Annotated in this window: 11 protein-coding genes and 5 tRNA genes; 8 read left to right on the top strand and 8 right to left on the bottom strand. The window is 45.7% G+C overall.

Annotated features, from left to right (window positions below; all coding sequences use genetic code 11):
- The first annotated feature begins 169 nt into the window (after positions 1-169).
- The 5 genes from VER99_RS04505 to VER99_RS04485 all read left to right on the top strand — a co-directional run bounded on the left by VER99_RS04505 (position 170) and on the right by VER99_RS04485 (position 938).
- Positions 170-254: transfer RNA gene (locus VER99_RS04505), tRNA-Tyr, on the top strand.
- 86 nt (positions 255-340) lie between these two features.
- Positions 341-425 (top strand) — tRNA-Tyr (locus VER99_RS04500).
- 86 nt (positions 426-511) lie between these two features.
- Positions 512-596 (top strand) — tRNA-Tyr (locus VER99_RS04495).
- 86 nt (positions 597-682) lie between these two features.
- Positions 683-767: transfer RNA gene (locus VER99_RS04490), tRNA-Tyr, on the top strand.
- Between the two features lie 86 nt (positions 768-853).
- Positions 854-938 (top strand) — tRNA-Tyr (locus VER99_RS04485).
- A 443-nt stretch (positions 939-1,381) separates the two neighbouring features.
- Here the strand turns inward: VER99_RS04485 and VER99_RS04480 are convergent.
- The gene (locus tag VER99_RS04480) at positions 1,382-2,257 is read right to left on the bottom strand and encodes a Tim44 domain-containing protein (RefSeq protein ID WP_020336160.1); all 876 of its coding nucleotides are present in this window, start codon (positions 2,255-2,257) and stop codon (positions 1,382-1,384) included.
- A 316-nt stretch (positions 2,258-2,573) separates the two neighbouring features.
- On the opposite strand from VER99_RS04480, the gene VER99_RS04475 reads away from it, so the two are divergent.
- The 3 genes from VER99_RS04475 (at position 2,574) to VER99_RS04465 (ending at position 6,117) form a co-directional block, all read left to right on the top strand.
- Positions 2,574-3,164, top strand: a complete 591-nt coding sequence (locus VER99_RS04475) for a TetR/AcrR family transcriptional regulator (RefSeq protein WP_014231240.1) — start codon at positions 2,574-2,576, stop codon at positions 3,162-3,164.
- Between the two features lie 13 nt (positions 3,165-3,177).
- Positions 3,178-5,052 carry an MFS transporter gene (locus tag VER99_RS04470; protein ID WP_020336159.1) on the top strand — a complete coding sequence of 625 codons (1,875 nt, stop codon included), beginning with the start codon at positions 3,178-3,180 and terminating at the stop codon, positions 5,050-5,052.
- Between the two features lie 132 nt (positions 5,053-5,184).
- Positions 5,185-6,117, top strand: a complete 933-nt coding sequence (locus tag VER99_RS04465; RefSeq protein ID WP_020336158.1) for a YeiH family protein — start codon at positions 5,185-5,187, stop codon at positions 6,115-6,117.
- Between the two features lie 25 nt (positions 6,118-6,142).
- Here the strand turns inward: VER99_RS04465 and VER99_RS04460 are convergent, their stop codons facing one another.
- The 7 genes from VER99_RS04460 to VER99_RS04430 form a co-directional block, all read right to left on the bottom strand.
- Positions 6,143-6,322 (bottom strand): hypothetical protein, encoded by a 180-nt coding sequence (locus VER99_RS04460; RefSeq protein ID WP_020336157.1) that lies wholly within the window; start codon positions 6,320-6,322, stop codon positions 6,143-6,145.
- A gap of 120 nt (positions 6,323-6,442) precedes the next feature.
- Entirely contained in the window at positions 6,443-7,876 is a 1,434-nt protein-coding gene (gene menE / locus VER99_RS04455; protein ID WP_020336156.1) for an o-succinylbenzoate--CoA ligase, read from the bottom strand.
- The gene (menC, locus tag VER99_RS04450; RefSeq protein ID WP_020336155.1) at positions 7,861-8,850 is read right to left on the bottom strand and encodes an o-succinylbenzoate synthase; all 990 of its coding nucleotides are present in this window, start codon (positions 8,848-8,850) and stop codon (positions 7,861-7,863) included. Before menC ends, menE begins: the two co-directional genes overlap by 16 nt.
- Before the next feature lie 126 nt (positions 8,851-8,976).
- Positions 8,977-9,843 carry a 1,4-dihydroxy-2-naphthoyl-CoA synthase gene (gene menB / locus VER99_RS04445; RefSeq protein ID WP_020336154.1) on the bottom strand — a complete coding sequence of 289 codons (867 nt, stop codon included), beginning with the start codon at positions 9,841-9,843 and terminating at the stop codon, positions 8,977-8,979.
- A gap of 26 nt (positions 9,844-9,869) precedes the next feature.
- Positions 9,870-10,664, bottom strand: a complete 795-nt coding sequence (menH, locus tag VER99_RS04440) for a 2-succinyl-6-hydroxy-2,4-cyclohexadiene-1-carboxylate synthase (RefSeq protein ID WP_024372723.1) — start codon at positions 10,662-10,664, stop codon at positions 9,870-9,872.
- On the bottom strand, positions 10,651-12,369 hold the full coding sequence (gene menD, locus VER99_RS04435; protein ID WP_020336152.1) for a 2-succinyl-5-enolpyruvyl-6-hydroxy-3-cyclohexene-1-carboxylic-acid synthase: 1,719 nt from the start codon (positions 12,367-12,369) through the stop codon (positions 10,651-10,653). The genes menH and menD overlap by 14 nt, the downstream gene beginning before the upstream one ends.
- Positions 12,366-13,673: an isochorismate synthase gene (locus VER99_RS04430; protein ID WP_024372724.1), complete on the bottom strand. Its 1,308-nt coding sequence runs from the start codon at positions 13,671-13,673 to the stop codon at positions 12,366-12,368. The genes menD and VER99_RS04430 overlap by 4 nt, the downstream gene beginning before the upstream one ends.
- Positions 13,674-13,864 lie beyond the last annotated feature (191 nt).

Genomic DNA, 13,864 nt, shown 5'->3' with positions numbered 1-13,864 from the left:
TGTATAAATGACAAACAAAACGCTGACTTTCTAGCATCTTTGCATAAAAAGACAGCATTCGACGTATAAACGCAAGAAAAATACTTTACAGTCGGAGCGAGTTTGCTATGATTCGCTCCGCACTTGGGAGATGAGTTGGGAAAACAGCTTCTAAGTATAAAAATACCCTGGAGGGGTTCCCGAGTGGCCAAAGGGAGCAGACTGTAAATCTGCCGGCACTGCCTTCGATGGTTCGAATCCGTCCCCCTCCACCATATTTCTTCTGATGTTTATTCCTTTTAAACGTTAGAACAACTTGAACGATGTGTTGGGAAATCATCTTTTAAGTATAAAACACCCTGGAGGGGTTCCCGAGTGGCCAAAGGGAGCAGACTGTAAATCTGCCGGCACTGCCTTCGATGGTTCGAATCCGTCCCCCTCCACCATATTCTTCTGATGTTTATTCCTTTTAAACATTAGAACAACTTGAACGATGTGTTGGGAAATCATCTTTTAAGTATAAAAACACCCTGGAGGGGTTCCCGAGTGGCCAAAGGGAGCAGACTGTAAATCTGCCGGCACTGCCTTCGATGGTTCGAATCCGTCCCCCTCCACCATATTCTTCTGGTGTTTATTCCTTTTAAACATTAGACAAACTTGAACGATGTGTTGGGAAATCATCTTTTAAGTATAAAAATACCCTGGAGGGGTTCCCGAGTGGCCAAAGGGAGCAGACTGTAAATCTGCCGGCACTGCCTTCGATGGTTCGAATCCGTCCCCCTCCACCATATTTTTTCTGACGTTTATTCCTTTTAAACGTTAGAACAACTTGAACGATGTGTTGGGAAATCATCTTTTAAGTATAAAACACCCTGGAGGGGTTCCCGAGTGGCCAAAGGGAGCAGACTGTAAATCTGCCGGCACTGCCTTCGATGGTTCGAATCCGTCCCCCTCCACCATATTGAAAAGCCAGCTCATTGAGCTGGCTTTTTTCGTTTTGCCCTTCGTTAACCTACAGACTTATAAACGTTATTTCCCTTCATTCACCTTCTCACTGCTCATTCAGATACTGAGCTCCTTCAACACAGCTAAATACAAAGTAACAGACGGTTATTTATCCCCCTATGGCTAATACCCATAGTCCAAAATAACAGCAAGTTATTGAGCGAGAAAAAGCATTGAGAACAAGGTGTAAATTGCAGTAACGAGTTTATCGCATTACTAGGCATAACGTGGCTAACACCAAGTGTAACCAAACACATCAATGAGAGTTTTCTGGTGCTGGCATTACTAGGCTGGCATTACTAGACTACCCACCAAAATTTAATGGTAACTTTCAGGTACAAAAAATCCCGCTATAAAAGCGGGATTTTATTGATACTAAATTGAACGCTGTTGAAGATTAACCTTGAATACCAACAATCAGCCAAGGTGCGTTAGGTACAGTTAGATCACGTTCAAGGTGCCAGATATCAGTGATATCTTCTTCGATACCTTCGACAGCATCGCGGTAACGGCCACTAAACTGCAAGCTAAGCTCAGCTTTGTTTGCGTCGTAATCCGCACGAACAATCTCTGCATCAACGTACATCACATCAGTGTGCTGTTCGCCATCCAGTTTCGCGCGCTCTGCTTTTAGATCATCAAGTAAGCTCGGAGAAACATATTCTTCAATCGTTTCTAGCTGGTTATGGTTCCACGCACCTTGTAGAATTCGGTAGTGTTCGCGAGCACCATTCACAAAACCTGCCTGATCAAAGCCCGGTGGAAAGTTATGTGGAACATCAGTTTGCGCACCGAAGCCACCAAAACCACCAGCATTTACGTTTGGCTGCTGCTCAAAATTTTGTGTGTTCGGCTGTTCGAACTTCGAGCTGTTACCACCAAATGCAGGCTGCTGACGATGCTGATTCATACTGCCCTGCTTCGCAGCCAACATGCCTCGCATCAGTTTAAAGATCAGGAAGGCAATCAAGCCAATAATAAGGATATCCATAAATTGGATACCTTCAAAAGCACCACCAAAGAATGCTGCCAGAAGGCCACCAGCTAAAAGACCTCCGAGTAAACCACCCATCAAGCCTTTCTTGCTCGAAGATTTGGCGGTTTGATCTTTACCGACGGTACTCGTGTTTGTTGTTTGCTTCTGTGTTGGCGCAGGCGCAGTCTTGTAGCTCTTACCAAAAGACTTACCACCACCAAACTTTTTCGCTTCTGCAATAGGTGTTACAGCAACGGTGAACATTAGCAGAGCAACAATCGAAAATATGCGTTTCATCGTTATCCTTACAATTGACGATAGTTATCCAAGAATGTGCCCAACTGAATCATCATTTCTAGTGTTCAGATAGTGGCACGTCAAAGATGAGTGTTGAATCATCATACTCCGTATGCATGCTCATTAAAACAATCTAACCCGTCTGACATGTATCAGAATATTGCCAAAGTTACACTCGCTGATCATTTCTTATGCAAGTATCAGTAACAACAGACAAATCCACCTCTTGTTATGCTCATTTGGATACAGGATTTATTGACGGTGAATAACTAGCCGACTATCATATTGAACAATGTTCAATAAAGCAGTTTGAAGTATGGCGCGCAGAAACGATCACACCAGAGAAGAGTTAATAAACCTAACCTTAGCAACCGTTAAAGATTTTTTAGAAGAGAACTCTTATCACGAGCTTAGTCTTCGTAAGATCGCTAACATGATCGGTTACGTGCCAAGTACATTAGTTAACATTTTCGGTAACTACAACTTACTACTTTTACATGTTGTTGCTCAGACTCTGGATGAGTTATCCCAGGAGTCAAGAAAAGCGACAAGTGATTGTAAAAACGCAAACGAAGCACTGTTTGAACTGGCCTATTGTTACCACGATTTTGCCCTTAAGCATCCTTATCGCTGGCAGTTGGTCTTTGAGCATAACATGAACGGCGCAGAACTCCCTGAATGGCAAGCAAAACGCATTGATGGTATGACGGGGATATTAGAGTCACTTCTCGCGGAAATTGCGCCTCACCGCACAGACTCTGAAGTAATTCAAGCCAGTCGTGTGTTGTGGTCTGGAGTACATGGCATTACCCTACTCAGCGTAGACGATAAATTTTTCTCGAGTGAACCAGTGGACGGTAAAGTTTTAATAAGTAACCTGCTATCTAACTACCTCAATAACTGGTAATAAAGGATTCGACATGTCATCGGACAGACATCCCTCCTTACTTAGACAAAGAAAGTTCCTGCCTTATTTCATTACTCAGTTTTTCGGCGCTTTCAATGACAACATTTTTAAGAACGTTTTACTGCTTTTTGTCGCCTTTGCTGGTGCGGGTGCCTTACCTATTTCCAGCAACCTGTTCATCAATTTAGCCGCGGGTTTATTCATTCTTCCTTTCTTTCTGTTTTCAGCCTCAGCAGGTGTGTTAGCAGACAAGTACGAAAAGTCCTGGTTTATCCGCAAGGTAAAGTTATTTGAAATTGCGATAATGGCTTTAGGCGCCATTGGCTTTGTTACCGAAAGTTATGGCGTGTTATTACTGCTGCTGTTTTTGATGGGCACTCAGTCCGCATTTTTTGGCCCGGTAAAGTACGCTCTGCTGCCACAAAACCTGAATGACAAAGAATTGGTTCCGGGTAACGCCTTAGTCGAAGCCGGTACCTTTATCGCGATTCTGATTGGGACGCTGGGAGCCGGCATTATTGCCTCATCAGAGAATGCCAAATACCTCGCGGCATTTTGTGTGGTGCTATTTGCGCTGCTCGGTTATTTATCGAGTCGTTTTATCCCATTTTCGGCCGCTAGTGCACCGAACCTGACCTTCCGCTGGCAACCATATCAACAAACTAAGCACACTCTCTCGATCTGTAAGTCTGATCGGGTGGTCTTTCAGTGTATTATGGCGATCAGTTGGTTCTGGTTCCTGGGTGCTGCTTACCTGACCCAATTTCCAAACTTTACGAAAGTGTATCTGAACGGCACAGAAAGCGCGGTTTCCTTCTTACTTGCCCTCTTTTCAATCGGTATTGCGCTTGGGTCATTGCTTTGTAACTGGATTTCCAATCACCGAATTGAAGTCGGCATCGTGCCAATTGGCGCGCTGGGTATCACAATATTCGGTTACTTGATGGCGACCTCGATTCCAGGCGACTTACCTCAATTTCAAACTTTTAGTGAATTCATCGCCTTCCAGGATTACTGGCTTCTGTTTTTCTACCTATTGATGATTGGTGCATCAGGCGGGTTATTCATTGTTCCTCTTTACGCGTTAATGCAGCACCGAGCAAAAGAAACCGAACGTGCTCAGGTCATTGCTGGGCTCAACATCTTTAACTCGTTCTTTATGGTCGGTAGCGCGGTGTTAGGTATTGTCTGCTTAAGCGTGATTGAAATGACGATTCCGCAGTTGTTTGCGTTACTTGCAGTACTCAACCTCCTTGTCACTGTGTACCTATTTATGCAGGTACCTATCTTCGTCGTCCGTTTTGTTGTTTGGATGCTGACTCACACTATTTACCGAGTCAAACACAAGAACCTGCATCATTTGCCAGAAAGCGGCGGTGCCTTGATTGTGTGTAATCACGTCAGTTATATGGACGCATTACTTTTAAGTGCGGTATGCCCTCGCCTAATTCGCTTTGTAATGGAAGAAGATTACGCCAACCTGACGCCGATACGCGGCTTCTTGCGCCGAACGGGTGTGATACCTATTTCAGCCAGTAATCGAAATTCAATCCGAAGAGCGTTCAATGACGTCGAACAAGCATTAGCCGAAGGCGATATCGTGTGTATTTTCCCGGAAGGTAAGCTGACCTCTGACGGAGAGATCCAAGAGTTCATGCGCGGTATTGATATTATTCTGCGCCGCAGTCCAGTCCCTGTTATTCCAGTAGCATTAAAAGGGCTTTGGGGTAGCTACTTTAGCCGATGCAAAGGCAGAGCCTGCAAAGGGCTTCCAACCAGATTCTGGTCGAAGCTGGAAATAGAAGCAGGCTCGCCAGTCCAGCCAAACGACGCAACGGCTCAATTGATGTTTGAGAAGGTGCGAGAATTACGCGGTGATTGGCGCTGATAAGCCCCATTGAATCTATTCATTTGAACACATGTTTAGGATAACTGAACATGTGTTCAAATCATTAAGACAAACTGACCATAAGTGATGCGATATACTCACACTTTCACAAACAATAACGAATAATAAACCTTGAATAAAAAGTATCTTCTTTTTGGATTAGCGCTGCTGTTTTGCCTGACCCCTTTTGTATCCTCACCTATCGCGCTGGTTATTGGCTTTCTACTCGCTAGCTTTGGCTTTGTGCCAGGCGAACTGCCTATCGCGTCTTTCACCAAAAAGCTACTTTCTTATTCCATTATCGGTTTAGGGTTTGGGATTAATTTCGATCAGGCTCTGGCGGTTACGTCTGATGGTATCGGTCTAATCATCGCAACCATACTTGGTACATTGGTGATCGGTTCGCTCATTGCCAAAGCCATCAAACTTGAAACAACGACGGCGTATTTAATTTCTTCTGGCACTGCTATTTGTGGTGGCAGTGCTATCGCCGCCGTTGCGCCCGCGATCAGAGCCAAAGATGAACAGATTGGTTTGGCACTGGCAACTGTCTTCGTCCTAAACTCGGTCGCCCTATTCGTATTCCCCGTAATTGGCCATGCGCTGGAACTAGACCAACATACGTTTGGCACATGGGCAGCCATTGCCATTCATGATACCTCTTCTGTGGTCGGTGCCGCATCGGCTTATGGTGAGGAAGCGCTTACCACAGCAACGACCCTCAAATTAGCTCGCGCGCTTTGGATCATTCCGGTTGCATTAATTAGTGCTGTGATTTTCTCGCGAGATAATGGAGAAGATGGTTCAAGTAAGATTGCGATTCCTTACTTTATTTTTTGGTATTGCGCGGCCATCGCGTTCAGTGACTTTTTACCTCAATTCGAGATGCTCTATCACGGTATCTTTACCGTTGCCAAGCAGGCATTGGTGGTGTGCTTATTCTTGATAGGATGCAGTATTTCTGTTTCCAAGCTGAAGTCTGCTGGTGCTAAGCCATTGCTGTTTGGTGTCAGTTTGTGGGTTTTAGTTTCCGTATCATCACTGATATGGCTATTGATTCACTGAGCCAATCAACCGTAGAAAGTATTAATCAAACGCTTTCTGACTCAGTTCTGCCTGACGCACGATCACTTCGTTGCTTATGAATAAAAACTAAAGCGATCGCGATAAGAAATGCGGTCAGTTCAGCTAAAGAGCGTGCTAACCCTTCACTGTTGAGTGAGATGCCTATTTGTAGCAGAACTGCCGCTACTAACGCAGTCTTGACCATACTGAACCTTATGCTTTTATTCTCTAGAATGAAGCGTAATTATGATTCAGTGTTATAAGGATACAAAATTCCCTTTCTGACTAACACATAGCAAAATTGACTAACCTTACTTAAGATTGGTCAATTCCCCTGCAGCCACTCTTTTACCGCTTTGCGAGAGACCTTTATTCCACCCGCTAATAATGTCTTTGGCATCGAGTGATACGCGATTGGCCACTTGAACTTCTCAAGTTTGGCCTGCAGAAAATGTTCGTAGTACTCTGAACTCATCAACTGGTCGGTTTGAATCACCGCTACAGGTCGATAACCGAACTCCTTATCTTCAACGGGCACCACAATACTTTGCACCACAGTCTCGATCTGGTTCAGAACCGCCTCTATCTCTTCGCAATGAATGTTTTCACCACCAGAGATAAACTGATTATCAGCCCGACCAATAATCTTCAGCTCATTGCCCTGCCACTCTCCTAAATCCTTGCTGTCAAACCAACCTGATTCGTCCACCAACGGCGTAATGTCACCCTGGAAAAAATAGCCAGATGCTAAGGTTTGCCCACCGATAAAAATACGGCCATCCACTATCTTGATGTCGCGATTTTGGAGCACGTGGCCAGCATTGCTGGTTTTGTCGATTTGCTTTGCTGTCACTGTAGACGCCGCTTCTGTCATGCCGTAACCCAGCCAGGTTTCAATCCCCTGACTTGCTGCACGCAAAGCCAACTCATGATCGACATGGCTCCCACCCAGCAAGACATGAGACAAAGACAGCTCTGCCTTGTCATCCAATAATCGTTTAAGTTGTGTAGGCACTAGTGAGGCATGAGAGACACCTAAAATATCCTCTGCCAACTGACCATCACCAACCTTCAGCGTTGCACCAGCAAACAACCAACGATACATAATCGCCAGCCCAGACACGTGATAAAGAGGCAGTGACAACAACCAAGTATCCTGCTGAATGAACGTAAACTCACTCAGCAAACCTTGTGCTGAGGCGTAATGTTGTCGATGAGTATGCACCACGGCTTTCGGTACACCAGTTGAGCCGGAAGTGAAGACAATCGACGCCGCATTGTCATGGCGATAACCGCTCTCTTGCTTGGCGTTTAATGGTTGAGATGTATTATTGGGACAGGTCAGTAATGTGCCGTTCAGAGCGGTTTGATCTTGTTTACAATAAGAGGCCAATACCTCTTCGGTAAACCACATGAAACGCGGCTGTTTTGGCTGGTACAAAGTGTGCAACTTGCCGTTAAGAGCCTCGAACGGCTGTGGCATAGTTAATGCCGCAATAGCGCCTATCTGTTGTGCCGCCAGATATATCAACACCGTCTCAGCTTGATTCTTGCCGACGAGCGTAACAACACTTCCGCATCCTACTCCTTGCTCCCGCAAATAGTGAGCATAATCTTCAATACGAGATTCAAGCTGCTGCCAGGTTAAGGACTCTTCTGGAGTCACTAATGCAGTAGAAAATGGGCTCGTCTGAGCCCAGTAATTCCAAGGTGCAATCGCGCTATTTTCTGTCGCGAATGGCTCTACGCTGATTGCCACACTAATTCCTGCTCAGCGAGAGGAGCAATTGGAAGTTCACACTCTGGCCAACCTTGCTCTAACTGTGATTTAAACAGTCCGATGGTGTCTAATCCCGGAACTTCATCAGGAAGTTGCCATTTCGCAAAACGTGCAAGTTGAGTCAATCCTAAGCTGGATTCGATACTTGAACTGATCACCGCTTTCATGCCCAGAGACTTTGCTTTTTCGATTAGCTTAATACAAAAATCAACGGAGCCAATCAGAGTCGGCTTAATGATGATAGCTTTTACGCCGGTTAGATCTTCGAGACGGAAATCTTCTCGGCGAGACGCATCCTGTAGGGTTTCATCCCAAGCGATCGCAATGCCAGTGTTAATAGCGAACGATAGGCTATCGCCCGGCGAACGGCAAGGCTCCTCTAAGAATGAGATCCGTTGACGCAACGATGGTGTTACATACTTGGCGAACTGCTGAGCTTTTTCTGGTGTCCACGCTCGATTAGCATCAAGTCGCAAAGTGAGCTGAGGAATGGATTCCAGAAACAGGTTCACCAACATACCATCGCGAATAGGCTCATAAAGCCCTACTTTGATCTTGGCGACTTTGTCCCCTTCCATCTCGTTCAATTTTGGAATCAGTTCGTCAGGATCACCAGTACAAAGTGGCGCTGCTTGATATTGACCATCTCGAGGCAACTCTCCAGCTAATTCAAGCTGAGCCATTGATAAGCCGAAAGCAACCGACGGCACCATATTGGCGTAATCAATCGGCAATCCGGCAACCCAACGTTCAGCCTGGTCCTGAAGCTGCATACCCGCCTCATCGCTGGTTTCGTGGCTAAACCCTACAAGAGGGGCCACTTCACCAAGGCCAACCTGCTCACCATCAGTTAACTCAATAACGTAACCGACACGCTCGGTCAATTTGTTATCACGCAGTATTACGCCACTATCCATGGGAAGGCAGTAACGGTAAATTTTAGCTTTACGCATAATCCTCTCCTAGTCGTCCGTATAGCCCAAGCACGCTAAAAGAAAAATCAGCGTCCTCCCAAAGGACAAGATCCTTGGGCTCTAAATTTAATTCAGAGAAGCCCTATGGCTTCTCTTCTATACGGATTAAGGGTTACGAGGGAATTTATCGAAGTCTGGGCGACGCTTCTCGTTAAAGGCGTTACGGCCTTCCTGACCTTCATCGGTCATGTAGAACATCATGGTCGCGTTACCTGCCAGTTCTTGTAAGCCTGCCTGACCATCACAGTCAGCATTCAACGCCGCTTTCAGACAACGCAGCGCCATTGGGCTGTGCTGAAGTACTTCACGACACCAGCGAACGGTTTCTTTCTCAAGATCTTCCAGTTGTACAACGGTATTCACTAAGCCCATATCTAATGCTTCTTGCGCATTGTAGAAACGACACAGGAACCAAATTTCGCGTGCTTTTTTCTGACCGACGATACGAGCCATGTAAGAGGCACCCCAACCGCCGTCAAACGAACCGACTTTAGGACCAGTCTGACCAAACTGCGCATTATCAGCGGCAATGGTTAAATCACACATCATGTGCAGAACATGACCACCACCGACAGCCCAGCCAGCAACAGAAGCAATGACTGGTTTTGGACAAGTGCGGATGTCACGTTGGAAGTCCAGAACATTCAAATGGTGAGTGCCCTGGTCATCTTTGTAACCGCCGTAATCACCACGGATCTTCTGGTCACCACCAGAACAGAACGCATCTTCACCCAAACCGGTTAAAATAATCACACCAACAGCAGAGTCATAACGTGCGTCTGCTAATGCATCAATCATCTCTTTCACTGTTTGAGGGCGGAACGCATTACGCACTTGTGGACGCGCGATGGTTATTTTCGCAATGCCATCTACAGACTTGTGATAATGGATATCATCGTATTTTTCGCTGCAATCTTTCCATTCAACCGGAGCGTAAAGTTCTTCTTCAGAAATGCCTACTGTTTTTGCCATGGTGATTCCCATTGTTATCGTTACTCTCACTTTAAGTGAGATTCAATTATTTGCTTTATATACATCGCAAATTGTTTGGGTTGCTCATGATGGACGTTGTGCCCGGCTCCCTCAATTTGTCGATACATCAACCCGCTATTTGCTGCCAGTTGACAGAATTTTTTATCTTTCGCACCACAAAGGTAATAAACTGGTACTGGTTGCGCTTGTAATGCTGGTAACAGATACGACTGTGTTGCCAGCGATGTCGCACGTAACATCTTCGCGACAGCATCGCCAAGATTAGCACTACGCTTCGCAATCAATGTTTGTCTTTGCTCATGGTTTAGTGAAGAAAACACCGTTTGCTGATACCAATCGCTCAAAACATGTTCAATAGGTTCGATTTCAAAGCGCGACGCCCAGCGATAGTCGTTTTCAAACCTCGCTCGTTTCTCTGACTCTGTTTGAAGCCCGAAGTTTCCCCCCTCAATAAACGCGGCGCAAATATTGAGATCTGGAAAGCAGTTCTTGGCTAATCCATGCATGGCAATTCGGCCACCCATGGAGTAACCAATCAAAACAAGCGGTTGGTGAGAAGAAAATAATAAAGATAGTGTGGAATTAAGGGATTTGCAGCAATCATCTAAATCGGAGCAACAGGTAGCCTGGCTAGCCCCATGGCCGGGTAGGTCTATGGTCACCCGTTCAAACTCGGTCAACTCATCGATACAGGTTTGCCAATCCTCCCCACTTCCTAACAAGCCATGCAAAAACACCAAAGTAGGGAGTTTGACGCTTTGGTGTTTTCCAGTTGCCGTAAAGTATTTAGAACTTAGCATGCAGGTTTTTATTATATATTTTAATCAGTTCCACCGCTTGGCTAGGTGGTGTTTGTACTTCTATTACCAGTGTACCTTGCCCATGCTCAAAGTGATCGGAGACCAGTGCCTGATACTGTTCTAACGTTTTGGGCTGTTGGTAACTCAAGCCAAATTGTTTTGCCGCATGTTCAAACTGATAACCATGAGGCATTTGGTAATAGGTCTGGCGATGTTCCTGTGGCACAGGGAGAATATCAAATATGGCGCCGCCGTCATTATTAGTAATAACAATAACAGCAGGCCGCTTCGAATGAGTAAACAGCGACAGAGAGTTAAGATCGTACAACGCGGATGTATCACCAATATAAACCAGTAATGGATTGTCACGAGAGCGCTGTACGCCAGATGCCGTAGCCAGAATTCCATCAATACCAGAAGCGCCACGATTAGAAAACACCTCACTTTTGCCCAGACGACCAAACATATCGACTAAACGGACGAACAGGCTATTGCCAAGAAAGACGTCTACGTTTTTCGCTCTTTCTTCGATATCAACCGCCACGGCAACTTCATTTAAGTCGAAGGTCGATGCACTTAAAAACGAGTGTCTAATGTGCTGGCTGATTTGCTCAACGTCTGTTTTTAGCTGGCTTGCCCATCCAGACTCAATTGAATTTTCAGCAGAGACACGTTCCACCCAACTTTTTGGCGACTCAACCCAATGCAGTTGCGGCAGATGGCTTTGGTTATTTCGGCCTGGGCGCTGGGAAATATACCAATATTCAGTTTCTCGCTCTTCAATTCCCCGGGTAACCTGAGTTTCAATCCAATGATTCAGACGCTTGGAGATGATGCGACTGCCGAACTGAATTATCAGATCACACAATTCAAGCTGTTGTGCCAGATTCGGCAAGGTCAACCATAAATCGTAGTGTCCCCACTCGGAGCTGACGCCACTTTGCGGATCAGCCAATACTGGCCAACCCATCTTTTGAGCAAATGAAAGCGCAGCTTCGGACTCTTCTAAAGGCAAGCTACCAATGATCACAACACCCTTTTTCTGTTCTAAACAAGGGATGTCGCTGACTGCGAGAGACGAAAAACGCTGAGTGTAAGTACGGCGGCTCTCCCTCCAAGCGGTGACAGAGCTGAGATAGTGCTGATATTCGCGTTTAGAGCCTGTGGAATAGAGAGGCTCAGGGAAAGCACAGTTAATATGTACAGCGCTCCCTTCCAGCAGCTGTGTATACATCACTTCATCAACGGATGTAAGCAACCAGTTAAGCGGCGTAGTTTCTGTCGGACTTGGCAGATTCAAGCTCGCAGACACATGTTGAGAAAAAATGCCCAATTGATTGATGGCTTGATTCGCTCCACAGCCAACCAGTTCTACCGGACGATCTGCGGTTAACAGCACCAGCTTCTCACCGGTTAATTTAGCTTCCGCAATCGCTGGCAGTAAATTCGCGACAGCAGTACCAGAAGTCACAATGACCGCTACCGGACTTTGACTGGCTTTCGCTAAGCCCAACGCCATAAAGCCTAATCCACGCTCATCAAAATGGGTATGAATCGTAAAATTAGGATTATCGGCGGCTTCTAGCGTTAACGGTGTTGAACGTGAACCAGGCGCGATGCACACATGCTCAACACCAAATCGATTCAGCTCTATCAACAGTGTTTCAGACCAAATACGATTTAGTACGGCTTGATCATGACTCATGATGCCACTCCAAGTGGCGGGTGCTCAGAGATGAGCGTTAACAACGTTGACATTTTCTTATCCAGTTCAGCCCATTCATGCTCGGCAACCGAGCCAGGTACGATCCCTGCCCCGGCAAACAACTGAACTTGATCACCAAGTACCAAAGCACTTCTTATCGCAACACAAAACTCCGCGCGTTCGTGACTAATGTACCCCATAGAACCTGCGTACCAACCTCGAGCAAACGGCTCATTTTCAAGTATGAACTGCATAGACTCTTGACGAGGTAAACCAGCAACGGCCGCAGTAGGCTGTAATGCAGAAAGCAGCTGCACACCATTTATGCCAGCTTTGAGGCTTGCGTGGATATTACGTTTGAGATGCTGCACTTTTCTCAGTCGCACCAATCGGGGCTCCGTTTCCACCTCGACTGATTCAGAGTGAGGGGATAAACGCTCAACAATATCATCCACAACATACTGATTTTCTTTCAGGTTTTTTATGTCTTGCGATAGCCAGTTAGCCAGTTCCATATCATGGGTCGCATTATCCCCACGACCAATGGTTCCAGCTAAAGCTTCAGTATGAAGTTCATGCCCCACCCGCGCATAGAGACGCTCTGGGGTAGAGCCCATAAAGCTGTGCTTACGATCCAAACTGAACAGAAAATGGAAGCTATGATGATTTTGGCTGGCACTTGCTTTGAGCAATTGTGCTGCACTCAACTCTCTATCGAGGTGAAGCGTGGAACGACGTGCCAGAACAACCTTTTTGAAGTCATCATTTTCAATACCATTCAGTACTTTGTCTACCAGGTCTCCCCACTCAGGCTGAGTCGGAGTATGCTCTATTAACCGTATGTGAGTAGAAATTGGCGTTAAGGCTGCGACATCACAAGCCAGCTTGTGTAATCCAGCTAATGTACGTGAAGTATCTTCAGCAATATTAACCGCTAAAGACCATTGTTCATCAAAGCGAATCAGTTCTATTTGCGGCAAAAAGAAAAACGAGGTCATGCAGCGACGGTTTTTCTCATGCTGACCGTCAAAAGAGCGCCCGCCCCAAACTCGCTGGCCCTCTCCCAGAATCGTATAGGCTGAACCAGGGTCGACAAAAGAATGCAATTGTCCTAAAGCGACAACTTCTTCACGAGTATCACGGGATTGCCAATAAAACTTGGGAAAAAGAGGTTGCGCATCAAGCCAATCAATCAATGAAAAGTGTGGTTTCTCGCCAAGAGGCTCGACCAAACGCATTGGATTGCCTTGTATTTTCTGAACTCGCTTGATAATTCTTTGTACGGCTTGATGGAACTGTGACAAATCAACCTCGTAGTATGTGAGGATAAAGGGTAACTTATGGCTACTCTAAGTTTAGACCTAAAGCAAATCAAGGCTGTATGCGATCTTTTGCAAACTCGTAGAACAGCAAAGGTGCAAAACAAAGACTATAAACAGATAATTTACAGATATATATTCTATTAAAATACAAATTATTGTATTTTAATAAAGAA

The organism is Vibrio natriegens NBRC 15636 = ATCC 14048 = DSM 759 (assembly GCF_035621455.1).
GTDB classification, from domain to species: Bacteria; Pseudomonadota; Gammaproteobacteria; order Enterobacterales; family Vibrionaceae; genus Vibrio; species Vibrio natriegens.
This window is presented reverse-complemented; position numbering and strand designations above follow the sequence as displayed.